Below are 23,777 nucleotides of genomic sequence, written 5' to 3'. Positions count from 1 at the left end.
AGCGCCTCCAGTTCCTTTTGTCGGGCGTCCAACTCCCACATGCGATCCTTGACCTGAACGGCAGGTACACCATTGCACAGGGCGTCCACCAACTTGGTGTTTTCCCTTTCGATGCGGACCAATTCCTTCTTGGTGGCCTCGATGGTCGCGTTCTTGTTGATGCGGATTTGGTTTATGTGGCGGGTGTATTCCTCGGCGAAGATTTCGCACAAGGCCGGGTCCATCAAATGGTGCTGAAGGCCGCTCAAAACGAGCTCTTCCAAGGCTTCGCGTTTGATCGATCGGCGATTGTCGCAAGTGCCTTTATTGCGTGCTGTCGAGCAGCCCATATGGGTTTGTGAGATTGTCGCAAAACCTCCGCCGCAATGGCCGCATTTGATGAGCCCGGAGAGCAGGTACTTAGGGCGGCGACGATCCCATATGCCGGTGTCATTCGTCTTCTTGATCTTGAGAGCGCCCTGGCGGGCTTTCGCCTTGTCCCAAAGGTCCTGATCGATAATGCGCAGGTCCGGAACGTCCTGAACGATCCAGTCGGCTTTATCATTCAGGCGTGAGACGCGCTTGCCAGTCTCAGGGTCCTTGATGTAGCGCAGCCGATTCCAGACCAGACGGCCAATGTAGAGTTCGTTATTGAGGATGCCGGTGCCGCGATCGCGATTGCCATTGATCGTGCTCTGCCCCCAGCCTTTGCCGGAGGGACCGGCGACGCCTTCTTCGTTCAGTTGCGCCGCGATAGCCTTGGGCGACTTGCCGGCGGCATAGTCGTTGAAGATGCGGCGGACGACACCGGCTTCGAATTCGTTGATCTTCCGATCACCGCGTTTGGCTTCGCCGTCCTCATTGAAGCTCTTCACCACGTCATAGCCATAGGCATTGCCGCCGCCAGACTTGCCGGCCTCCACACGGCCACGCAGGCCGCGCCGGGTCTTGGTCGGCCAGGTCCTTGAGGAAGAGGGCATTCATTGTGCCCTTGAGACCGATATGCAGATGATTCACGTCACCTTCGGAGAGGGTGACGATTTTGATGCCGGCAAAGCTCAGGCGCTTGTAGATGCCGGCAATGTCTTCCTGATCGCGGGAAAGACGGTCGAGGGCTTCGGAAAGGATGATATCGAACTTGCCGGCCATGGCGTCGGTTAAGAGCATTTGCACGCCGGGGCGCATCAGGGTCGCGCCCGAGGTTCCGTGGTCCGTATAGCAATTATGGACCAGCCAGCCTTCCTTGCCCGCGCGTTCCTGACAGAGGCGGATTTGGTCCTCAATCGAGGCGTCCCGCTGCATATCCGTAGAATAACGCGCGTAGATAGCGACTTTGGCAATGCCGGCGATCATAGATCGTCTCCCTGATCCGGCGGGTTTATCCCGTCTTTCTGAAGACGTTCATAATCCCTCTCAGCCGCCGCGCGCGCAAGTATTTTGACCAATTCGACCAGTCTGGGGTCGAGATCGGCCTTATTCTTCGGGGCCTTGCGCCGATTCAAATTGTCGTTTTGCCGTTCCATGGTGATGAGAATGACGGAATCGCAGGTCAGAAAACCTCGCGTGAACCTTGCGATCCTTTGCCAAATGGAAACCGGCCCCGTGAGATACGGGACCGGTTATATGGCTAACCGAGACTTAGAAGCCGGGTGGTTTCGGTCGTTGAATGTGACGGCTGTTCATTGCCCGGCGAATGTTTTCGATGCTGGCGAGTGCGTTCCTTCGCTCCGGCGAGTTTGGCTCGCTCTTGGTCAAGTCTTGTTGAGCCTTGTTGAACGCTACCTTCAGTTCTTCCAGGGGGCTGTTTTGCAGGTCCGATGTTGTGATGATCTTCTTCATTTTTTTCTCCGTTTAGTCCGAGACCCCGGTCATCAGGGCCTTTCTTGCTTTCCCCAGAGTCACGGCACGGAAAGGCCCGCCATGGACGGCGGTTGAAGAACGACGAAATGGTGAAAAAAGGGAGAGGTCAGCGCACAAAGGCGCAAAGCCGCAATCCTGAAGACGGTTGCGGATATTCAGGGAACAAAGATTGATCTGGAGAAACAAAGGGTGGGGGGAGATCGCATTAAGTAACAAAAATTCGATGCGAAGATGTTCGGAACTAAAAAGCGACAATAAGTCAGTGCAATAGAATAAAAACTTAATAATACAACTTTAAGTATTAATGTAGTATAATGGAGTTATACGAAAAAATTGATTTTATAAAAAAGTAATATTTATAGTTATTTGAAGACTGAGAGGCACTATGGGTAAGAAGCGCGACAATCAGCGCCAAGATGCCCTGTTTATCGACTACAGGGAGCTGGGTACGATTTCGATCGATGAGCTTGCTCAAGCAATTTATACCGATATCCAGGCGCTCAAGGATATCTATAACGTCAAGTACGTGACGGCTCCCCGGCTCAAACTGCCGATCACCAACGAATATGGTGATATCCGACTTACACGGCATCCCGAGGGCCATCTTATCAATCGGATGGACACGCACCATTACAGGCCCGCCTGTAAAGACTACGACTTGTAAGCGGGGTGCAGCATGAAACAGCCCTGTTACATCAATCTTGAACAAGCCCGCCAAGTCCTCGCCGATATGGGCGTCGAGTTGAATCAACGTCAGATGAAGCGTGCGGCGGATATGGATGCACAGGGGCGGCGCAAGCTGCCCTTTTTTGTCGATCCAATCGACAAGAAGCTGAAGACCGAAAAAGGCACTCTGGTTAATATTTACCGGCAATGTCAGATCGACGCCGAAAACAATGCACAGGTTTTTAGGCCCAAATAACAGGAATTATTTGATGGATGAACTTTAAAATGAACACTGATTCTATATGGCTGATATTAGGAAAAGAACCGGATTAAAAGGAACCACTTATCAAGTCCGATACCCCAGTTCGAAAACAAAATCGGGATACGCCTTTGCCACCTTCAAAACACTGAAGGCGGCGCGCGAGTTCACTCAAAATCTCGGTAGCCTTAATGAAGAGATATCAACCCACATCAAAACAGTCCCCCAATCCGTCAAGCTCTGGCTCGATATCTGCGAAAAGATCGGTCGTGATGGTCGGGAAACGGTAGAGCCAGCAACGCTTGAGGAGTATCGCCGGCGCGGGCGCGTGATTGATGAATACCCTTGGCCAAAAAATCTACAAGAACTCGAACCATCAGACATCGTACATTTTCGGAACTGGCTCTTGAAAAACAAGAGCAGGGACCTTGCCCGGCGTACATTGTCTTCGTTCCACTCGATATTGATCGAGATGAAACATCAGGGCCATGTCAGGAATGATCCAGCGGCAGGCATTAGCATCAAAAGCGGCGGACGTTACGAGGAAGAGGCATCCGAAGTTGCCATTCCGTCCGACCAAGAGATGCGGGATGTTCTTGGTGCCGCCGATATTTTAGGAAACAAGAATGCTTTTGCGGAGAAATCCTGGGCTCGTTATCGTCCCATGATCTATTTGGCCAGCTTCTCTGGAATGCGCCCCTCAGAGTATCGGGGTTTGCCGTGGGCTTGTGTTCATCCGGACAGGGTTGAAGTCACCCAGCGCGCTGATAAATGCGGCATTATTGGCCCGGTAAAATCAAGGGCGGGAAAACGGACGATCTATCTGCCGGATTTGATTACGGAGATGATTTTTGAATGGAAGGAAAGGTGTCCGGAATCGGATGCTGATCTTGTATTTCCAACGGCAACGGGGCGACCGCAATTGCTCGGTAAGTTTAGGAAGGGGGCATGGTTGCCGCTGATGCGGGAGGCTGATTTGATGGTCACGGAAACCATCAAGGGCAAGCAGGTGGAGCGCCCGAAATACACGCTTTATTCGCTGCGTCACTATTTTGCTTCAAAGCTAATCGAACAGAAGGTGGACCTTAAATTCATTCAAGATACGATGGGGCATTCACAGATCGAGATCACTTTGAATGTCTATGGCCATTTGTTGAAGGAACGCGAAAAAGCGAAAAAAGATACCGCCGAAGCTCTTGCAACGGCAATCCTCAAAAAACCATGTGGCAAATCTGTGGCGAGCAATGTGTAAACCGCAGAAAACAAGTAGTTTTTATCAGCTTCCCAAGCTGAGGGCCGAGGGTTCGATCCCCTTCACCCGCTCCATAATTAAATCAATCACTTAGCAGCGTATTGCGGCAAGCAATCAGACTTTTGGGGCCATTTTTGCCACAAATGCCCATCTCCTGTAAGCCGCAGAAATCCGGCATTGTCCGTTTCGGTCCGTTTCGGCTTGTGGCAAATTTGTGGCAAATTTTGTGGCGATATTTTTCTTTTTCCGAGATTTTCTTTTTCGTTGTGTGGCGCGACCGGGTTCTGACGAACTATTCCTTGCCGGGCACTTTTGGTGCCGGCTTGCCTTTCAGGTTCGAATCGACAAGGCGCGCAAGGAATTCCGCAAACGGAACGATGTTCTGCCGCACGCTGGCTTCTTCCAGAGCCGCCATATATGTGTCCCGCTCTTGCACCGGGACCACGGTCCACGGATAGCCGCCAGCCGCCAGCATAGCGTTCATCAGGAATCTGCCCATACGTCCGTTGCCATCCACATAGGGGTGGATGTAGACAAACATGAAATGCCCGAGAACAACCCTAACCGTGGCATCCGTTTCCTCTTGAAGTAATTCAAAGAAAGCTGGCACGAGATCGCGCACCGCCTCGCGGCTTGGCGGGACGTGCATGGATTGTCGAATAAAGACCGGTCCATTGCGATAGCCTGCCAGATCAGCCGCCTTGATGACGCCGGCAACTACACTGGGCGCGAACAACTCGCGATACCATGTCCCATGGTCTTCATCGACAACTGTTCCGGAGTTCTCGCCGCCCAAGATGCGACCAACACTCGCTTTGACCGCCTGAAAAGCCTGGTAGTAGCCTCGAGCGGCAAGAGCATCGCGGTGCGTTCGGTCCGCTTCGTCATTGTCTGGATTCCAGTTGCCACTTCGGACCCTCTCGATTAATTCAGGAGTGACGCGATAGCCCTCAATCGATAGGGAGTGGTAAGCGTCGGTGACGTAGACCTCATCGACACGCGCCATGTAGGCTTCAATGTCTTCCGGCAAGCCTGAGGCTTTGGGGAAACGTCCGATCACGCCTTCGCGCATATCTGCCCACATGAGGCGGATGCGATTGACGTAGGGGGATGTTTCACGGGAGCCCAAGAGGGCAAGCGGCTTGGTCTCGAAAGGATCAATTTCGCGCACGTCATAATCGGCGGCTCGCATTGTCTTCACAATGTCATTAGCGATTCGGTCACGGCCAATATTCCGGAATGCGCCGGCAAGGCGGCTGGCAATCGTGGTATGTCCGCCTTCAAGCAGTTGGGCCAAAATATCGGACGCGTCACGTACCATGGATAAAACGGCGCGAACGTCTGTCGGGTTCTGATTGAAGTATCCCGGCGGACAACCGACCAGCGCTGAAGTCGGAGAGTACAAGCGCAGCCCGTCCTTCTCTTCAACATTTTCCGATTCTGGCATGGCGGAGCGAACGTCCAGCAATGACGTATTGTGAGGAAACGCTGTTACCTTGTTACCGCCCTTCGGTGCACGCACAAGGAGTTGGCCTGGCACCGTCCAGTTTCCGGCATGCAGGGACAGTGACTGTTCGGGCGACAGGCACCAACCCTTGCCGAAGCGTTCGTTAAGATATGCGGCACAGAAACTCCAGTAGGACGCATACCAAGCGGTGCTTTCCCCGGCAGCTTCGTCCGGTCGAGACGGGATGTACCAACCCTTCATGACTTCGTGCAGGAAGCCATTCGCGAGTAGGCGCTCTCTATGAACGCGCAGCAGGTCCCCTGAACGGATGGCGATTACGTTCCGGTTCTGAAGCCCTTGAAGGACTTCCAGCGATTGCGCCAGTTTCTCGGCTGGGGTTGCCATTTGTTTCGTGCTTCCTTTAGGTTATCGTGACGTACAAATCATCGGTTATTATGTTGTATCATATTTAGGTTATTGTGTCGAACGATTTATAGGTTATTCTGCTAACATATTGTGGTGTATAGGTTTATAGCCTTGTGAGCCGGTGCGTAGACAGCTCTGTTGTTGTGGCTGCGGAATAGCCCACCAAGGGGGATTTGTGGTTCATTTCCACCGTCTCCTTCGCGGTTCTTCTCAACTTTCACGCTGCATCTAGCCGGACGCGTCGTCCGGTCAACGGCCTGCCCGCACCACCTCATTGCATGAGCCGTGTTGGCCGTGCTCCTTCGGTGACCATCCGTCTATTTCGTCCGTCTTCTGTTTTCGCGTGTTGAGAAAAACCGCAAATAAGGAGACGGAACATGACCAGCAAAGACAAACCCCGGCAGGACGTTTACCAGCCGCGTCACAAATAAAATCATCGCTGATCTTGAACAAGGCGTCAGAACATGGATGAAACCCTGGAACGCAGAACATGCCGCAGGACGCATTACAAAGCCACTACGCCACAACGGCGAGCCCTATAACGGCATCAACATTCTGATGCTTTGGTCCGCCGCCATGGAAAAAGGCCACGCTGCTCCGATCTGGATGACATTCCGCCAAGCCAAGGAACTTGATGCCACTGTCCGCAAAGGCGAGAAGGGCGAACTGGTCGTCTACGCCAATACCATCACCCGCACCGAGGAAAACGCCGACGGCGAGGAATCCGAACACGCCATCCCCTTCATGAAAGGCTATACCGTCTTTAACGTCGAGCAGATCGAAGGCTTGCCTTCTGATTATTACCAACTCGCCGAGCCGGTTCTTGATCCTGTCCAGCGCATAGATCACGCCGAAGAATACTTCGCCGCCACCGAGGCCAATATCAGCCATAGCGGTAATCAGGCCTACTACGCCATCGGATCAGACCGTATCCAGCTTCCGCCCTTCGAAAGCTTCCGCGACGCGGAAAGCTATTACGCCACACTGGCGCATGAGACCACGCATTGGACTCGTCATCCGAACCGGCTGGATCGTAGCTTCGGTCGAAAACGCTGGGGCGACGAAGGCTATGCACAGGAAGAACTGGTTGCCGAGCTAGGATCAGCATTCCTCTCCGCTGATCTTGGGATTACGCTGGAGGTCCGGGACGACCACGCTGCCTATATCGAAAGCTGGCTTGAAGTTCTCAAGAAAGACAAACGGGCCATCTTCACCGCAGCCGCTCACGCACAGCGCGCCGTTGATTACCTGAACAGCCTTCAGGCCGCCACCTCCGAACAGGTGACGTGAGACCCAAGTTTCCCCCACCTATGAGGAGAGCCCGATTTCAAAACATTGCCCTTTGCGGGCTCTTTGATCAAGCTGATATGGGGCATGCCCCATATCAGCTTGATCGGCAAATTCCACTGGCGTGGCTCCGCCGTGAGCGGAATGTGGGCGGATGTGATTGTAGTCATACTTCCAAGCCGTCAGCACGGCCCTCGCGTGCCTCACCGTGGAGAACAGCGTCTCGTTCAAGCACTCATCTCGCAGTCGTCCATTGAAGCTTTCCACGAAGGCGTTCTGCGTTGGCTTGCCCGGCTGAGTGTAATGCCACTCGATCCGCCGCTCCTGTGACCATTTGAGGATTGCGATACTGGTCAGCTCCGTGCCGTTGTCGCTGACCACCATACGCGGCTTGCCACGTTGTTTGATGATATCATCCAGTTCCCGAGCCACTCGCAGACCCGACAAGGACGTATCGGCGACAAGCCCAATACATTCGCGCGTGAAGTCATCAACGATACACAGAATGCGAAACCGCCTTCCGTCGTCCAAGGCGTCTGAGACAAAGTCCAGCGACCAACGCTGATTCGGCCCCTGAGGCAGCAGCATCGGTGCCCGTGTGCCCAAAGCACGTTTGCGCCCGCCGCGTTTACGCACCTGAAGGCCTTCTTCTCGATATAAGCGCCTCAGCTTCTTCTGGTTCATGTGTACGCCTTCCCTGGACAGCATAATGTGCAAACGACGATAGCCAAATCCCCGACGTTCCGCAGACAACGCACGAAGACGCCCCCGGATCGGTGCATCGTCCGGTTTGATGGACCGGTAACGAACCGAGCTACGGTCCGTTCCTGTGGTGCGGCACGCCCGCCGCTCGCTCACCTCATAGGTTTTTCGAAGATGAGCGACAGCCTCTCGCCTGGCGGCGGGCGTCACCACTTTTTTGAATTGATGTCTTTAAGCATGGCGTTGTCGAGCATGGTCTCGGCCAATAGCTTTTTGAGCCGGTTGTTCTCCGCCTCCAGCGCTTTTAAGCGCTTGGCGTCTGACACGTCCATGCCGCCAAATTTCGACTTCCATTTGTAAAACGTGCCTTCGCTGATGCCGTGGCGACGACAAACATCAGCCGTCTTCTGGCCAGACTCTTGCTCCCGCAAAATCCCGATGATCTGTTCTTCCGTGAAACGTGAACGCTTCATATCCATCTCCTTCTTCGGTGATGGACTCTACTTTAAAATGGAGGAAATTTCGGGTCTCACGTCAACCTTTAGGGTCTGGGTTTTTGTGGTGGGCGCGACAGGGATTGAACCTGTGACCCCTGCCGTGTGAAGGCGAAAATAATGCAATCCCTGCCGGGGTTTTACCTATCAACCCTTTGTTATAGAACAATTTAACTTATACGACCTTATTGGTTCTTATTTAATGTATTTGCATTTAGTGTCCCATTTGTGTCCCACGCTATGGGATGTTGATCGTGTCGAAAATTGATGCGTAAGTTAAAAAATATATCTTTATAACAATCTGAAATTACTTACTAAAATCAATGTATTCGTCACTCTACGGACGCTTGGCTTGTAGACAAGCTACTAAATATGCCCATAATCGGTAGTCATCAGAACATACAAGATTAGATGGCAAAAATATAAAGCCGAAAAAAGTTGCTTCGTAACGTATTGATTTTACGGGTAAAAAACTGACCTTCGGTATATCACGGACGCTTTGCTTGTAGACAGCACAGAAACCGTGCCCATACTGGGTAGCCATCGAACACAAGAGTAGATGGCAGATGGCACACACCAGTAAAAACGTACAAAGCATTCCTGCAAGTCGCGTTACTATTTCACGCAGTGAATTTAGCCGCATTAGCGGAATAGCGGTTCCAACATTACATGCGATGGCACGAGAACACCGTGGGCCTGTGTGCATTAGGCCCGAGGGCTTCAGCTATGATCTTTACCAGCTTCAAGATGTGAATGACTGGCTTTTAGGGAAGGAAATTCCAACTTGGAATGATGCTCCATGCCGTAAATCAAAGCGTGGTGAGAACCTGCGCAAAAAACGCTCTCCAGGACGACAAAGAAAACGCCCTAAATTGACAATCACCTCTAAAAAAGGAGGTGAGTAATGGGACGGCAGAGTTCTCAAAAAGAATACCCTTTTTTTAACGCCACGTGGTCGAGATTAATGAATGACTTCATTTTGTCTGGCGGCTTACGAGACATGAATGAAGGGGTAATAAAAACATGGCTGATCGTGAGAGCTCACACAAATTTATATTCGGGACTCAGCTTTCCATCCGCTGATGAAATCGCCAAAATAGCTGGTCATTGCGAAAAAACGAGTCGGCGTGCCTTAAAGGATTTGCGTGAACGTGAGTTACCTTTGTTAAAGGCAACACCACGTGGTCGCGGGTACGAATATACAATTGTTGATTATCTCCGAGTCGAAACCGAGCCGGGAAAATATGAATTAATTGAGTTCGACTATATCCCCTCTCTAATGGAAAAAATGATTAAGAAGCTTTCACAAGAGCTAGGTGCACATCGAAGCGGAAACATAATCAATATTGGCGATATCAACATCAATATTGACGTACACAAGGGTGACATAAACATACAAATGTCTCCGGACACCAATGTCTGGAGTGAGGGCCAAATAGCGGACACCAGTGGGGGGGATTCGTCATGATCCCGGACATTGGTGTCCTGCTAACAAGAACCTTAAGAATTCTCGGCCTGGTGTGGTGCTGTGGGAGGGAGCGCGCCTCACATAGCGCCGTAGCGACCGGAGCAGCACCACACCGGGCCTGGGCCTATCGAACAAGATGGAATTGCGTCGCCTGCGGGCGACAACCTGGCGTCTCGGCCTTTGGCCTCAACAGGTGCCATATGCGCCCAAGGGCGCGCACCTTACGCCTGTGGCGCTGTCTGCAGAGTGGGGTTTTGTGATGAACCCATTTCTGTTGCGAACGTTATGCACATCCTTGAGGTCCGCGCCAGCGTGCCCGAAAGCAAGCGTCAATTCAGGTCATTCGCTCTGGCGAATGTATGACATTGGCATCGCTTGCACCTCCCAAGCACCTCCCAAGCACCTCCCAAGCACCTCCCAAGTTCCACCTCCCAAGTTCTGAATTCGCGGAGGTCTTATGCCTGATATTGATGATCGTACCCAAAAAGAAAAACGCACACTTGTACTGTCGGTGCGCGTATCAAAATCCGAGCTTGAAAAACTTAAAGAGTTGGCTGCCCAGGCCGGAATTAAGAGTGTCTCAACGTATACCCGCAGACGTGGTTTGAGCCAGATTTTGGCTAGTTCTGACCGTGCGACGATTAGGCAGTTAACTTTGATCGGTAATAACCTGAATCAGATTGTCAGGCGAGCACACCAAGATGGCCTTACGCACCTTGAGGACGAAGTGTATCGGCTTGTATTTGATACCTTAGCCCCCGCGATCAGGAGGGTTGGTCATGATCACTAAGAAGATCATGCGCCGTGATGATGATCATAATCGTGTAGGGAGGGGCTGTTCAAAAGACGAGGAAGCAGCCCTACGTGAATTGACTCGTACTCGGCCAAACAGCCAGTTCAAAATTGGCGCTGGTTCGCGATCTGGATCACGCACTAAAACGAAAAGACGCCAAGTTAATCGTACACTTGAACCTCGAATGCGTGCTCAGCACAAGCGCGATTTCCGGCAACTCACAGCGTATCTAGTGGAGGGGAGAGAGAGCAAAAATGGAGAGCGCGCCGCACCTAGCGGAGAAGGACGTGTTGAGTTTGCGGCTGCATTTAACACAAACTTTTTTGATGGAGAGAGATTGACTGCAGAACAGATAAGCCAAGTCGCGGAGCAGATGGGTGAAACGGCGGCGCTGAATACCAGGATGCAACAATCTGCATCATTGCATTATGTCGTCTCTCTCCCCGCATCTGATCGTAAAAAGGCAACCTCTGAATTTTGGAATGAATATACGCGTGAGGCACTTAATGCGCTCGGGATGACTGAGCACCAGGCCTTGTTGGTCGTACATTGCGATACGGGCTCTCCTCACATGCACCTCGCAATCAACAAGGTTCACCCAACGTCTGCTCGGGTTAATGATCCGTCATTCGATTTGGTGAAGCTCCAGGCCCTGAATCGTAATTTTGAGAAGCGCTATGGCTTGAAGGTTACGCCGGGGCGCTGGATAGACCCTAAGACTGGGAATGCTTACGACTGGGAAAAAGTGAGGACGGGTGAAATCATTTTGCCGCGAAAGCGTAGAAATAAAAGTCCGGCCTCAATGAAAAAGTTTGCTCGTGAGGTAGCTGAAAATCTTGGCCAGACAAAACCATTCAGCACCGCCAAGAGTTGGGATGAGCTAGAAAACGCACTGCAAAAACATCGCTACTATTTGCGGGCCGAAGGGCGCGGCATGGTCATTGAAAACAGTGCTGGTGATGAATGCAAACTTACGCAGGTTTCCGGAAAAGGTCTTGGGCGTGAAAAACTGCAACAGCGGTTTCGTATGACATGGGAGCGCTATCGGTCAGAAAAATATGACCGTGTTCCCGCGATCACACCGGAGCAAAGAAAAATGGAATTTTTTGAGAAACGCCGTCATGAGCGCGTGAAAGCTAAAACAAAACTACGTGCGACGGAGCCAATTCAAAAGGAAGGCCTTGTTGATGGAAGGGAGACGCAAGTCACAACGCAACATTTTAAGCCTTCACCTTCACCCAGAATTTTAGGAGATAGAGACATGTCGAAGCCAGCAAAAGAAAAGCCAAACCCGTCTAAACCATACCCAATCTCGATAGGCACGCATTCAATCGACTTTGACAATACGCTTCGAATAAAGGGTCTTAGCGATCTCAAAATTGTTCACCTGAGTTTGTTGGATGGACGAAAGAAAATTGATGCCATGTCAGACCGCATGAACGCAGCTTGTTTAACAATGACGAGCAAGGCACACGGTGCTTTGCTCAAGGCACTTGAAAGTGACCCCTTTGATGTTGATGTACGCATTCTGATTGAAGGCTTGGAAAGGGCCAAAACCATTCTTCGGCCCTATGGAGAACAAGCTGAAATTATACTTGAGCTAGAGGCTTATGAAAAACCTGCTCCTTCTACTATAGAACCCATTCGTTTCGATGATGAAGGATTGGCAAACTACGAGATAAACTATGAGAGGAAACAAGCAGCGCAAAGGCGGCTTCAAGCCATGCACGACAAGTTTGCAAAAATGTGCGAGGCGGAGTTGGAGGCTACTCTTAAGGTCACCCGTCAGTGGGCATTTAATGCAAAAAAGATAGAGGGTCCTGCGGGGCCAAAGGAAAGACGATTGTTTGACGCTGGCGAAAGAATATTGAAAGCCTTCATGAGGGAGCATGGTCTGAAAATACCGGCTAATCATCTAAAGAAACAACGGACAAAAACTAGAGGGGTAGAGTTTTAAAAAAGGGTATGTGCTAGAGGGGTAGAGTTTTAAAAAAGGGTATGTGCAAGCGATGCCAATGTCATACATCCGCTAGGGCGGGGGCATGAATTGGCGCTTGCTTTCGAGCACCGCTTCGCGGGCCCTCAAGTTAGGAAACAACAATGATAATAAATTATTCTGAAAAGGCTGCGTTAACCGAGATCGCAACTGACTATTCAGTGGCGATAGGTTCCTCGTACAGAGGACCTAACCCAGACTGGGCATGCAAAGATGGCTTCGATATATTTTTTGCAAACGTGGACAGTTTAATAGGGGAGCTTTCAGTTGAGCTCGACCAGAGTGTTTTAATGGTGGCTCTGGACCACGAATGGCGGGCTACTTGCTTTAGAACTGGTACGGGTTGGCGCAAATTAACAGGTGAACCAATTATGGAACAGGAAGTTTTTAGAATGGTTCAGAGCGGAGTGTGGATGGCATTGTCAAATTGAATACGGACGATTTCTGACTCCAATGTCCATGATCAATCGTTTGGGCATGATCAGGAATCTTACGCCGGTACTAATGCATAAGGTTCTCCTCCAATGCGGATATTAAACCGCAGTTGGTTCATGTGTTCGCAAGTGCAGCTTCGGATGCAGGTGTAGTGCCTGGAAGTAAGTCGTTGATGATCGTGGCTTGTTCTGATTTTGCTTCTTCTAACATTGGGTCAAGCCCATGAATGTCGTTTTTTAAGCGGATTTCATGTGGCAAGCTTGTGAGGAGATACTTATCAATGAAGTCCATACCGTTCCCCCTCATGAGCTTCGCCTGAGCCTTGATTTCATTAATGAGAACGGATTTTTTGACGCGACCATTTTGATATTTTTCGATAAGGCTCTGACCATTTTCCAGAAGCTCTGAAATTCCATATTCATCTGCTACGTTTAGGACTTGCTCTAGCCCTTTTTTACGGAGTTTTTTTGCACCTCCAAAAAAGCTTGAACGTACGTGATCTAAGGATGAAACCAAGAAAATCATGTATGACAGCTGCTTAATGATCTCTCCAAGTTCTTCACTTCTGTCAATTTTAATGAGAGCAACTTGACCAAGTGTGCGCTCTAGGTTTGCATTGATAGAGTTCGCATATTTGCTGACCTTGTGGAGGTATTCTTTGTCGCTAATTTCAGGCAGCATTTCAGGGGAAATGTTTTGTAAAAGGTTATTCGTTGAGCGTGAAAATACATACGCTTGAATTGGGTCCGTTGTGGCGATGTTTTCAATCTCCTCCCACTGGACACGCGCATCAAATATCAGTTGTCTAACTTGCTCAACTTGTAACTGTCGTTGAGCTTGAGAGAAAGCCTGTTGAGCCTGATATGCCAGATCGTTTTGCATTCGCGAAAGTTTCGAATTCGCATTGGCAAGCTGAATAGTATTTACGATCCCTAATGCAGTCTGAACACGCACTCTATCTATCCCCCCTGGTAAATGGTGAACGAATATTACTTTCGAATTCATGTTCTTGCAATGGTAGCACAAGTCTAGCCTTGTCAGCTAGATGGATGCTGGCGGTGCAACACGGCTCATAGCGGGCAAATTGGGCGTTATGGCTTATCCAAGAATTCGTACTCCTTGCAGACAAGTTCTGAAGCCGTATTTTACAGTATCAAACGGAATGAGGGAGGCTAGGCTGATTGTTTTGCAATCCGTAGGTCCGTGGCAGTATTTGAGAGCGTATGCTTGACGGCTTTTAGGACTGATTCAGCTAATTTGCATGGTACAGCGTTTCCAATTTGGCTAAAAATTCTAGACTGAGGCCCCTCGAAACAATAGCTCTCAGGGAAGGACTGCAAGACTGCAGCTTCACGAATAGTTAGCCGCCTTAGTCTGCTAGGGGCTTCTTTGTACTCACTCTGTATTGCTCCAGATAGTATTTTTCTATGGTGCTCCTCAACCCAACTTTGAGCGCCACCATAGAGGTGTTCTTCATCAATTATAGGCGTTCTATTCCCCCCCATGCTTGCAGGCAAGGTGCTAGACCAAGCATCAGGGTTAAGTGGGCGGCCCTGACCATTAAACAGCATGCCAGCGTATGGAGATTTTCTAAGTACTGGTTTTTTAGCTAAGGTAATTTTAGCCTTTGTTATTGGTGAATTGTTTAGTGATCCTGCTCTTCCTAGGTGAGCAATGGCGTGGCGGAGGGAAATTGCCTCTTGTTTGAACTTTTCAAAATCGTTTGTTTCAAGGACGGTTGAGCAGGCTCTTGTTCCGATAAAAAAAACACGCTCACGAGATTGTGGGACTCCAAAATCTTTTGCGTTTAAAATATGAACTGTCGTTTGATAACCTGCGTTACGCATTCTACGAATTATTTCTCGACGGACGTCCTCGAATTTAGCCAACTTTCCAAGAGCCTTAACATTCTCCATAACGAATGCTCTTGGGAGTAATTTCTCTACAACTGAACAAAATGAGAAAACTAATTTTGACCTGGGGTCAGAAGGGTCCATTTTTCCAGCAACTGAGAAGCCCTGACAAGGAGGGCCACCAATGACTAAATCAACGCCCTTAAAACTCATTATCTCGGACATGCGTTTGTCAATATCGCCTTCAATCAGAACTGTTCCCGGGTGGTTTCGCCGGTAAGTGGAGCAAGCGTGAGCATCTATCTCTGAGGCTGCAACAACTTCAAACCCTGCTCTGATAGCCCCGACATCCATACCGCCAGCGCCCGAAAAAAGTGAAACAGCTTTCATTCTTAACAGTCCCCATTTTATTCTATTTTCGAATATTTTGACTTATAGAAGATATTTGCAGGCATGAAAAGAGCAAAATCAATTCATATTGAGCAGTACGCGAAGTTTATCGAGGAACTGTGCGCAGAACGCAAACGCTTGGGCCTCTCGCAAGATGAGGTAGCGCAAGCACTCGGGAGGACACAGTCAGAAGTTTCTAAAATAGAAACTTGTGAACAGCGTTTGGATGTATGGGAGTTCAAACAACTTTTGGATTTTTATCGCATTCGCGAAAATGCCAAATTGAACCAACTCGTTAAAGAATTCTTCGGGTTGAATGACAAATGAGTACAGATGTGCGAAACAAAAAAGCTCAAGAATTTATCGAACGAAAACTAGAGCATGTGGCTAGCCTATCAGAAGCTGATTTCAGTGCACTGACAGATTACGAACAACTGAAAACAACTTTACAAAATCTGATATTTACAAAAGCCATGGGCTTTAGGGGAGTCGTTGCTACGGCAATAACTGGTCAATTTATAGATGCGCAATATGACCCCCTGAACAGATTTTATGATTGCAACCCACGTGCGATATTCGAGCAAGGCATATTTTATGCCTATCAAGGCCGTATCCCTTGTGGGAAATCAGACCCGCTAAACGTAGCTAAAAATACTAATGTTTTAGATGAAAATTGGGCGCAGGGTAAACGTCCACAGGTAGCAGCTCAAGCAGCTGTAGATTATCTCCGGTATATCCAGTCAGCACCCGCCGAGGAACGAGAAAGCTTAGTTGACTTCTTCTTTTTTAAGCTAGTGGAGTATGCAGCTACAGTTGCAGCTATAGCTGTTTGCGCACCAGATGAGCGGGGCTTGTCTAATCAAAAATTTGCTCACAAGTGTTCAACATTTTTGCTTGAATATCCAGAAAGCGGAACTGTTCCTCAGTTCGTTGTCTCAAGGCTGCTACAGAAGCTATATGATGGTTCATGTAATAAAATTGAGGGTGGTGATGAAAGCGTCTTTGGCACGAATACAACATCAAAAAAGCCTGCAGATATTTGGCTCGAGCTAGATGGTAACCCGGTTAATTTATTTGAAATTACTGTAAAGAAGATTGATAAAAAGCGGTTGGATGACTGCATTGAGGCGCTGGATTCCTTAAGCTTGCTTGATCGGCCAGTGCAATTTATTTGCAGAATTCCTGAAGACATCCAGGAGCTGGATGGGGTTCAAAATAACGCACTAAACTTTAAAGGTAAGACTATAAATTTTGTCGACATTAGGCAGTTCATATACTCAATTTCTTCCTTGCTTACGGCATCTCAAATTGAAGAAATATTATTGGAATTGAGGGGATTCATAGAAGATATAGGTAGGCCAATCAAAACGAAGACCGGCTGGAATGAAATATTCAAAACTGAATAATCCCCGGTCAATTTTAGATATTAGTGTGATGTGCTAGAGCAATCACACATGGGTGTTGATGGCTGGCTTTCCAGAATCCGCCCATCTCCATAGTGCCAAGCATGCGATGCTTTTATATGGAGACCATTTGTCAGACATACGACAGATATCATCCGTGTTTGACTTCGACACACCATACAGTTCGCTAATTACTGAGTTTAACGTGGCATCCCCTTCGGGGAATATGTTGGGGCGCTTCAAGTGAAATAACAAAAATATATAGGCGCTCCAATCACCAAAGCCCTTGTTCTCACGAATGCGAGCAAAGGCCGCTTCGTCAGTCATGCTTATGAATGAAGTTAAATAGCTTTGATCATGCTGACATTTTTCTGCAAGCGCTTTGATATATTGAATCTTCGCACGGGATAATCCGCAATTTCTAAGTTTGTCCGTAGGCGTCTCGATAATTGATGAAGGGGTGAACTCTTCTACTACATTTAATATTCGGGAAAAAATTGTGTTAGCGGCTTTCCCTGAAAGCTGCTGATTAATTACAATTCTTGCCGTGTTTTCAAAGCAAAGGTCTTTCGAGGGCGGCGATATTGGTTCAATGGACCTTAATACCTCACGCATCACGGCGTCTTGGGCAGAGAGTACGATGACTGCGTCATCAATGAATTGCATATCCATGCCTTAACCCAACTCCTTCGCTAAATCCTCAGCCCTGAAATTGGCGTAACGCTTCAACGACTGCATGTTTCGGTGTCCGCTGATAGCAGCAACCTTGATGGCGTCCCAATCTCTCTCAAATAGCCGCGAGATGGCTTCGTGGCGTAGATCGTGGAAAGTGAAGTCCTCTTTCCCCGCGCGCTTGCGCCCGCGCTCCCAGGCGCATTTGAGGCTTTGGTCTGATATGGGGAATACCCGGAGGTCGCGCTTAATGCCGACGACTTTCTTTTTGTCGCGTGCATCCTGGAGATTTTGAAATACGCCAACGGCGCGTGTGGTCAAGGGCACGTCCCGCGCTTCTCCATTTTTGGTGTCGTGAAGCGTTGCTGTTCGCTTGGTCAGGTCTACATCGTCCCATTTTAGCGAAAGCAGTTCACCGCGTCGCATGGCCGTTTCCAGGGCCAAAATTACGGCGGGCTTGATAAATTCATTTCTGCAGTCATCCATGGCAGTCAGAAGTTTTTCTTCGTCACCGTCTTCAAGGCGTGAAAAGCGGGCGTCTCTAACCTTTGGTCGTTTGACATGAGAAATTGGGTTTTCAAGTAGGGATAGGCGGCGGCGGCAGTGCTGGATCACGCTATGGAGAAGATTGAGCTCACGTGCAACTGTGCCAGGTTTGACGTGTTCTAGCCGCCGGTCGCGGTAGTCTTCAAAATGTTCGGTGCGTAGGTTGGCCATCGCATAAGCGCACAGCTCATTTTCATCACGCATGAATTTATCCAAGCGCATTTTCTCCGATTCAGCACCCTTGTGCGTCGGCGTTATGTTCTTGAGGTGGGCTTTGATCACCTCTTCGAAGGTTTCGCGTTCAGAGAGGGAGCGATCAACAAAAGCGCTCCTGTCCATCTGCCCTTCGATGTCACGCGCCCAGGCCTCTGCTTCGGCTTTGTAATCACAGGTCTTGGTTTGGACTGGGTAGCCTTTGCGCCGCACCTTGGCACGCCACTGATAAGGGCCGCGCTGCTCAATTGTTGCCATGGTTGTTACCCTCCAGCCCTGAGACGTGAGTGTCCCATTTGTGTCCCAAAAATTATAAAACAGGGAGGTTGGGAAGGCCAGAAAAAACGAAAAGCCCCGGTTTCCCGAGGCTTTTCGATGGTGGGCGCGACAGGGATTGAACCTGTGACCCCTGCCGTGTGAAGGCAGTGCTCTCCCGCTGAGCTACGCGCCCGATATGTGCCGAAGCGCCGATATACGGTGAAGCGGTGTGCCTGTCAAGTGTAGCGGGGTGAACGGGTATGGGGGACCTATCCACCAAACCGGCGCAGGACTTGAGGAAGCTGGTCGAAGTGATCGATGACCGCCTCGCCGCCGAGTTCGTGGACCGGGATTTTCGTGTAGCCGTGACCGAGCAAGACGATCGGTAGGTTCGCGCCATGGGCGGCGATTACGTCGTTGGCGTTGTCGCCAATCATCACCGCGTTCTCGGCCGTTGTTTCCAGCCGCTCCAGCGCGGCGCCCAGGTGGCGCGGGTCGGGCTTTTTAATCCCGGGCAGGGTATCGCCGGCGATGACGCAATCGAAGTAGTGGTCGATGCCCAGTTTCGCCAGAATTTCCATCGTCGCCCCGCCGACTTTGTTGGTGCAGATGGCGAGGCCGACGCCGCGATCTTTGAGTGCGGCAAGGGCGTCCGTAGCCCCGGGGTATAGGGCGGTGAGCACCGTGCTGCGCGGCTCGTAATATTCGACATAGCGCCGGGTATGTTCGGCCAAGGCGTCGGCGTCGGGGGTGTCTCCTGTGGCGGCGAAACAGCGTTGCACCAGCATGGGCACGCCGTCGCCGATCATCATTTGAACTTCGCGCAGCGACACTTCGCGCCGACCGAGGGCCGTCAGCATGTGATTGGCGGCGCCGTGCAGGTCCGGCGCGCTGTCGATCAAGGTGCCGTCGAGGTCGAACAAAACCGCCTTGAGCGGGCCGCGGTGGGTCGTGTCGATCATTGTAAAGTTCCGTAATAATCTTTGACTTGGCGGCGCTTGCGCCCTATGGCAAGGTCCCCCATGGCGAGGTTTTTTATGGCAAGGGCCAAAGGGTGCGGATATTCCGACGAAAAATCAACACCCTTGACGAAATTATGGTTAGAGGACGTCCATGCGCCCTATCGTCGCGTATTCCCGCAATAGTCAGGCAGTTAAGTATACACAGGCACAATGACCAAGAATAAAACAGCCGCCATCGTTTTGGCCGCGGGTCTGGGCACCCGCATGAAATCGACCCTTCCCAAGGTTATGCATCCGATCGCCGGGCGACCCATGATCCGCCACCTTCTCGATACCCTGAGGCGGGTCGAGATGGACCGCATCGTCGTGGTGGTCGGTCCGGATCAGCAGGAGATCGCGGACGCGGTGGCTCCTATCCCGTGTGTCGTCCAACACGAGCGCCTGGGCACCGGCGATGCGGTGAAGGCCGCGATGAGCGCCTTGAAAGGGTTCCAGGGCGACGTTTTGGTGGTCTTCGGCGACACCCCGCTGATTGCCCGCGAGACGATTTTCGCGATGCTTGAGCGCCGCCGCGCCGCGCCGCGCCCGGCGGTGGTGGTGTTGGGTTTCGAGCCGGACGATCCGGGGGCCTATGGCCGCCTAGTGATCGACCCCGAGGACGGTCGGCTCGAAGCCATCGTCGAGGCCAAGGACGCCACCGCCGAACAGCGTGATATAGGCCTGTGCAATTCCGGCCTGATGGCGGTTGACGGCGCGGTACTGCCGCAACTGCTATCGCGACTGTCCAACAGCAACGCCAAGGGGGAGTATTACCTTACCGATCTGGTCGCCTTGGCCCGTGAAGACGGATTTTCCTGCGCTTGGGTCGAAGGCGAGGAACAGGAACTGATCGGGGTCAATACCCGGGTCGATCTGGCGATGGTGGAGACCTTGGCCCAAGACGCGCTGCGCACCCGGGCGATGGAGGGCGGGGCGACGTTGCTTGACCCGTCCACGGTCTGGCTGTGCCACGACACCAAGATCGGGCGCGACGTGACGATCGGCCCCAGTGTCTTTTTCGGGCCGGGGGCGCGTGTCGGCGACGGTGTCGTTATCAAGGGGTTTTGCCATATCGAGGGCGCGCATATCGCCGAGAATGCGACCGTCGGACCGTTCGCCCGGCTGCGCCCCGGGGCGGTTCTCGACGAGGACAGCCATGTCGGCAATTTCGTCGAGATCAAAAACGCCACCGTCGAAAGCGGGGCTAAGGTCAATCATTTAAGCTACATCGGCGATGCCCGCGTCGGCGCGGGGGCGAACGTCGGGGCGGGGACGATTACGTGTAATTACAACGGCTTTACCAAGGCCCGCACCGACATCGGCGCGGGTGCCTTTATCGGCTCCAACAGCGCCCTGGTGGCTCCGGTGCGGATCGGTGCGGGGGCGCTGGTCGGGGCGGGCAGCACGATCGGCGAGGATGTGCCGGACGACGCCATCGCGGTAACTCGCGCGGCGGTGAAAATCGTGCCCGGCGGCGCGGCGCGCTATCGCGAACGCCAGCGGGACCTGAAAGCGCGCGCGGGCGAGGAAACCACGTCGGGGACACCGGCCAAGGGCAACGGCGCTTAGGGCGCGGGGCGGGAAAACGACATGTGCGGCATCATCGGCATCATCGGCAAGGGCGAGGTCTCGCCCCTGATTGTGGAGGCGCTCAAGCGCCTGGAATACCGAGGCTACGATTCGGCGGGCGTGGCGACCCTGGACAACGGCGGCATCGAACGCCGCCGCGCCCAGGGCAAGCTGGATAATCTGGTCGGGACTATCAATGCCGCGCCGCTAAGCGGGACGATCGGGATCGGCCATACCCGCTGGGCCACCCACGGCGTGCCCAACGAGATCAACGCCCATCCTCACGCCACCGACAAGGTGGCGATCGTGCACAACGGCATTATCGAAAACTTTCAGTCCTTGCGCGCGGAAGTCACCGCCGCCGGCCGCCGCCTGTCGTCGCAAACCGATACCGAAGTGGTCGCCCATCTGATCACCCTGTACCTGGACCAAGGCCTATCCCCACAAAAGGCGTGCGCCAAGGCCTTTGCGCGCCTGGAAGGGGCCTTCGCCTTGGGCATTATTTTTGCCGGACGCCATGACCTGATGATCGCGGCGCGGCGCGGCAGTCCGCTCGCCATCGGGTTTGGCGACGGCGAAATGTTCCTCGGCTCCGACGCCCTGGCATTGGCCCCGCTGACCAAGAAAATCATGTACCTGGAAGACGGCGATTGGGCGGTGCTGCACCCGGACGGGGCCGAGGTGTTCGACGAGGATAACGCCCCTGTCACGCGCGAGGTGCGCCTGACGGCGCTTAGCGGCGCCACCGTCGGAAAAGGCGGCTACCGTCATTTCATGCTCAAGGAAATCTACGAGCAGCCCCAGGTGATCGGCGATACCCTGCAAGGGTATATCAACGCCGCCGAACGCACCTTGACGATCCCCGGCCTGCCGTTCGATCCGACCGCGATCTCCAAACTGACGATCATCGCCTGCGGCACGTCCTATTACGCGGGGCTGGTCGCCAAATATTGGTTCGAGAAGGTGGCCCGCGTTCCGGTCGAGGTCGATGTCGCCTCCGAATTTCGCTATCGCGGCGCCTTGATGCCCGAAGGCGGGGCGGCGATATTTATCTCGCAATCGGGGGAAACCGCCGACACCCTGGCGGCGCTGCGCTACGCCCGCGCCCAGGGCCAGCATATCCTGTCGGTGGTCAACGTCCCCGAAAGCACGATCGCGCGCGAATCCGACGCCACGCTGCTGACCCGCGCCGGACCCGAGGTCGGCGTCGCCTCGACCAAGGCGTTCACCACCCAACTGGTGGTGTTGGCGTGCCTCGCCATCGTTACCGCCAAGGCCCGCGGCGCGATCGACCACGACGACGAGGCGCGATTGATGAACGCCCTGGTCGAGGTGCCGGCCCGCGCCGCCGAAGTCCTCAATCACGACGAGCGCCTGCGCGCCCTGGCCGAAAGCGTCAGCGAGGCCCGCGACGTGCTCTACCTGGGGCGCGGGTCGAGCTATCCGATCGCCCTGGAAGGGGCGCTCAAGCTCAAGGAAATTTCCTACATCCATGCCGAAGGTTACGCCGCCGGCGAAATGAAGCACGGCCCGATCGCCCTGATCGACGAAAGCGTGCCAGTGATCGTAATCGCGCCGTCGGACGATCTGTTTGACAAGACCGCATCCAACATGCAGGAAGTCATCGCCCGGGGTGGGCGGGTGATTTTCCTGTCCGACGGGCCGGGGGCGCAAAAATTGGGCGATCTGGCCGCGGCCACCGTCGCCCTGCCCCACGTCGATCCCTTCGTCGCCCCGATCCTGTACGCCATTCCGGCGCAACTGCTGGCCTACCATGTCGCGGTGATCAAGGGCACAGATGTCGATCAACCGCGCAACCTGGCGAAATCGGTGACCGTGGAGTAGGCTTTGACGCGCGGCGCGGGAACGGAGGACATCATGAAGACGTACAACGTGCGCGGCTATCGACCCGCCGACCGCGGGGACGTGGTCCGCCTTTGGCGGACATGCGGACTGACGCGATCGTGGAACGACCCGCTTAAGGACATCGCGCGCACCGAGCGGCTGGGCCAGGGCCTGTTCTTCGTCGCCGAGGACGAGGAAGGGGGCGAGGGTGAAAACGGCGCGCTCATCGGCGCCGTCATGGGCGGCTACGACGGCCACCGGGGTGGGGCGTATTCTTTGGCGGTGCATCCCGACTTCCAAAACGCAGGGGTCGGCAAGACGCTGATGCACACGCTCGAACGGGCGTTGATCGCGATGGGTTGTGCGAAGATCAATCTGCTGGTGCGCGAAAGCAACGCGGAGGTTGCCGTTTTTTACCAAGCCCTCGGTTATGCACGGCAGGATTGCGCCGTTTACGGTAAAAGGCTTATCGTCGATGACGAAGAATCCTTCCTAACGTAACAGGAGACGAGCATGAATTTCCGGCGCGCGACAATGGCCGACGCCGATTTGTTGTTTGCTTGGCGCAACGACGCGCACACCCGGGCGATGTCCCATGACGGGCGCGAAATCGCCTTCAGCGATCATTTGGCGTGGCTGGACAAAAGTCTGACGGACGCCCGCCGGGATCTGTTTGTCTGCCAGGGCGACGCCGCCGCCCCGATCGGCGTGATCCGGCGCGATGACGAAGGCGCGCTCAGTGTGCTCAGCTGGACCCTGAACCCCGATTACCGGGGGCGGGGCCTGGGCAAGGCGATGCTTTGGTCTTTCGTCACCCGTTACCCTGGGCGCTATCGGGCCGAGGTCAAGGCGAGCAACGTCGCCTCGCAAAAAATGTGCGTCCACGCGGGGTTTCGCCTGGGCGAGGAAAAGGGCGGGATTTTCCATTTTTATCGCGAAGCGCCGCGCCCGCCGAAGTGAAAA

At 52.7% G+C, this 23,777-nt stretch carries 24 protein-coding genes and 1 tRNA gene (1 of these 25 running past the window's edge); 14 read left to right on the top strand and 11 right to left on the bottom strand.

The window, feature by feature from the left end; all coding sequences use genetic code 11:
* The 3 genes from P3M64_RS07660 to P3M64_RS07655 all read right to left on the bottom strand — a co-directional run.
* Window positions 1-959, bottom strand: the 5' portion of a protein-coding gene (locus P3M64_RS07660; protein ID WP_322111250.1) for a recombinase family protein. It extends 328 nt beyond the left edge of the window; 959 of the gene's 1,287 nt are visible here — the first part of the coding sequence; the start codon lies at window positions 957-959; its stop codon lies off the left edge, out of view.
* A complete protein-coding gene (locus P3M64_RS14470; RefSeq protein ID WP_322111153.1) occupies window positions 859-1,332 on the bottom strand; it encodes a recombinase family protein in 474 nt (157 codons plus the stop codon). Before P3M64_RS14470 ends, P3M64_RS07660 begins: the two co-directional genes overlap by 101 nt.
* 285 nt (window positions 1,333-1,617) lie before the next feature.
* Window positions 1,618-1,818: a hypothetical protein gene (locus P3M64_RS07655; protein WP_132940185.1), complete on the bottom strand. Its 201-nt coding sequence runs from the start codon at window positions 1,816-1,818 to the stop codon at window positions 1,618-1,620.
* Between the two features lie 406 nt (window positions 1,819-2,224).
* On the opposite strand from P3M64_RS07655, the gene P3M64_RS07650 reads away from it, so the two are divergent.
* The 3 genes from P3M64_RS07650 to P3M64_RS07640 are packed head-to-tail and all read left to right on the top strand — an operon-like array spanning window position 2,225 to window position 4,016.
* Complete coding sequence (locus P3M64_RS07650; protein ID WP_132940184.1) at window positions 2,225-2,503, top strand: hypothetical protein; 279 nt, start codon at window positions 2,225-2,227, stop codon at window positions 2,501-2,503.
* 12 nt (window positions 2,504-2,515) lie between these two features.
* Window positions 2,516-2,761: a hypothetical protein gene (locus P3M64_RS07645; RefSeq protein ID WP_132940183.1), complete on the top strand. Its 246-nt coding sequence runs from the start codon at window positions 2,516-2,518 to the stop codon at window positions 2,759-2,761.
* 46 nt (window positions 2,762-2,807) lie between these two features.
* Window positions 2,808-4,016, top strand: coding sequence for a tyrosine-type recombinase/integrase (locus P3M64_RS07640; protein WP_132940182.1), 1,209 nt, complete (start codon window positions 2,808-2,810; stop codon window positions 4,014-4,016).
* A gap of 292 nt (window positions 4,017-4,308) precedes the next feature.
* On the opposite strand, the gene P3M64_RS07635 is transcribed toward P3M64_RS07640, so the two are convergent.
* On the bottom strand, window positions 4,309-5,868 hold the full coding sequence (locus tag P3M64_RS07635) for a Fic family protein (protein ID WP_132940181.1): 1,560 nt from the start codon (window positions 5,866-5,868) through the stop codon (window positions 4,309-4,311).
* 489 nt (window positions 5,869-6,357) lie between these two features.
* Here P3M64_RS07635 and P3M64_RS07630 point away from each other — a divergent pair, with 489 nt between their 5' ends.
* Complete coding sequence (locus tag P3M64_RS07630; protein ID WP_243644902.1) at window positions 6,358-7,179, top strand: ArdC family protein; 822 nt, start codon at window positions 6,358-6,360, stop codon at window positions 7,177-7,179.
* Window positions 7,180-7,197: 18 nt separating this feature from the next.
* On the opposite strand, the gene P3M64_RS07625 is transcribed toward P3M64_RS07630, so the two are convergent.
* Window positions 7,198-8,351 (bottom strand): IS3 family transposase gene (locus P3M64_RS07625; protein WP_407702146.1). Its coding sequence is split into 2 segments (ribosomal slippage): window positions 7,198-8,090 and window positions 8,090-8,351, totalling 1,155 coding nucleotides; the frame shifts between segments, so codons are not numbered across the junction.
* A gap of 587 nt (window positions 8,352-8,938) precedes the next feature.
* Between P3M64_RS07625 and P3M64_RS07620 the strand changes: the two genes are divergently transcribed.
* From P3M64_RS07620 to P3M64_RS07605, 4 genes are all read left to right on the top strand, one after another.
* Entirely contained in the window at window positions 8,939-9,277 is a 339-nt protein-coding gene (locus P3M64_RS07620) for a hypothetical protein (protein ID WP_132939314.1), read from the top strand.
* A complete protein-coding gene (locus P3M64_RS07615; protein WP_132939315.1) occupies window positions 9,277-9,840 on the top strand; it encodes a hypothetical protein in 564 nt (187 codons plus the stop codon). Before P3M64_RS07620 ends, P3M64_RS07615 begins: the two co-directional genes overlap by 1 nt.
* A gap of 457 nt (window positions 9,841-10,297) precedes the next feature.
* Window positions 10,298-10,630, top strand: coding sequence for a plasmid mobilization protein (locus tag P3M64_RS07610; protein WP_132939316.1), 333 nt, complete (start codon window positions 10,298-10,300; stop codon window positions 10,628-10,630).
* Window positions 10,620-12,590 (top strand): relaxase/mobilization nuclease domain-containing protein, encoded by a 1,971-nt coding sequence (locus tag P3M64_RS07605; protein WP_132939317.1) that lies wholly within the window; start codon window positions 10,620-10,622, stop codon window positions 12,588-12,590. The genes P3M64_RS07610 and P3M64_RS07605 overlap by 11 nt, the downstream gene beginning before the upstream one ends.
* 588 nt (window positions 12,591-13,178) lie before the next feature.
* Here P3M64_RS07605 and P3M64_RS07600 read toward each other — a convergent pair.
* Complete coding sequence (locus P3M64_RS07600; RefSeq protein WP_132939318.1) at window positions 13,179-14,018, bottom strand: hypothetical protein; 840 nt, start codon at window positions 14,016-14,018, stop codon at window positions 13,179-13,181.
* A 218-nt stretch (window positions 14,019-14,236) separates the two neighbouring features.
* Entirely contained in the window at window positions 14,237-15,307 is a 1,071-nt protein-coding gene (locus tag P3M64_RS07595) for a DNA cytosine methyltransferase (RefSeq protein WP_132939319.1), read from the bottom strand.
* A gap of 63 nt (window positions 15,308-15,370) precedes the next feature.
* On the opposite strand from P3M64_RS07595, the gene P3M64_RS07590 reads away from it, so the two are divergent.
* Window positions 15,371-15,634: a helix-turn-helix domain-containing protein gene (locus tag P3M64_RS07590; RefSeq protein ID WP_132939320.1), complete on the top strand. Its 264-nt coding sequence runs from the start codon at window positions 15,371-15,373 to the stop codon at window positions 15,632-15,634.
* On the top strand, window positions 15,631-16,713 hold the full coding sequence (locus P3M64_RS07585; protein ID WP_132939321.1) for a hypothetical protein: 1,083 nt from the start codon (window positions 15,631-15,633) through the stop codon (window positions 16,711-16,713). Before P3M64_RS07590 ends, P3M64_RS07585 begins: the two co-directional genes overlap by 4 nt.
* A gap of 42 nt (window positions 16,714-16,755) precedes the next feature.
* Here P3M64_RS07585 and P3M64_RS07580 read toward each other — a convergent pair whose 3' ends face one another.
* The 4 genes from P3M64_RS07580 to gph all read right to left on the bottom strand — a co-directional run bounded on the left by P3M64_RS07580 (window position 16,756) and on the right by gph (window position 19,361).
* Window positions 16,756-17,382 carry a DNA-3-methyladenine glycosylase family protein gene (locus tag P3M64_RS07580; RefSeq protein WP_132939322.1) on the bottom strand — a complete coding sequence of 209 codons (627 nt, stop codon included), beginning with the start codon at window positions 17,380-17,382 and terminating at the stop codon, window positions 16,756-16,758.
* Window positions 17,383-17,385: 3 nt separating this feature from the next.
* The gene (locus tag P3M64_RS07575) at window positions 17,386-18,399 is read right to left on the bottom strand and encodes an integrase (protein WP_132939323.1); all 1,014 of its coding nucleotides are present in this window, start codon (window positions 18,397-18,399) and stop codon (window positions 17,386-17,388) included.
* 118 nt (window positions 18,400-18,517) lie between these two features.
* Window positions 18,518-18,592 (bottom strand) — tRNA-Val (locus tag P3M64_RS07570).
* Between the two features lie 76 nt (window positions 18,593-18,668).
* Window positions 18,669-19,361, bottom strand: coding sequence for a phosphoglycolate phosphatase (gene gph / locus P3M64_RS07565; RefSeq protein ID WP_132939324.1), 693 nt, complete (start codon window positions 19,359-19,361; stop codon window positions 18,669-18,671).
* 210 nt (window positions 19,362-19,571) lie between these two features.
* On the opposite strand from gph, the gene glmU reads away from it, so the two are divergent.
* From glmU to P3M64_RS07545, 4 genes are read left to right on the top strand one after another with little or no spacing between them, the layout of a single operon-like run.
* A complete protein-coding gene (glmU, locus tag P3M64_RS07560) occupies window positions 19,572-20,969 on the top strand; it encodes a bifunctional UDP-N-acetylglucosamine diphosphorylase/glucosamine-1-phosphate N-acetyltransferase GlmU (RefSeq protein ID WP_132939325.1) in 1,398 nt (465 codons plus the stop codon).
* 21 nt (window positions 20,970-20,990) lie between these two features.
* Complete coding sequence (gene glmS, locus P3M64_RS07555; RefSeq protein WP_132939326.1) at window positions 20,991-22,814, top strand: glutamine--fructose-6-phosphate transaminase (isomerizing); 1,824 nt, start codon at window positions 20,991-20,993, stop codon at window positions 22,812-22,814.
* Window positions 22,815-22,847: 33 nt separating this feature from the next.
* On the top strand, window positions 22,848-23,315 hold the full coding sequence (locus tag P3M64_RS07550) for a GNAT family acetyltransferase (protein WP_132939327.1): 468 nt from the start codon (window positions 22,848-22,850) through the stop codon (window positions 23,313-23,315).
* Window positions 23,316-23,327: 12 nt separating this feature from the next.
* Window positions 23,328-23,774, top strand: coding sequence for a GNAT family N-acetyltransferase (locus P3M64_RS07545; protein ID WP_132939328.1), 447 nt, complete (start codon window positions 23,328-23,330; stop codon window positions 23,772-23,774).
* Window positions 23,775-23,777: the final 3 nt, after the last annotated feature.

Source organism: Varunaivibrio sulfuroxidans (assembly GCF_029318635.1).
GTDB lineage: Bacteria > Pseudomonadota > Alphaproteobacteria > Rhodospirillales > Magnetovibrionaceae > Varunaivibrio > Varunaivibrio sulfuroxidans.
This window is presented reverse-complemented; position numbering and strand designations above follow the sequence as displayed.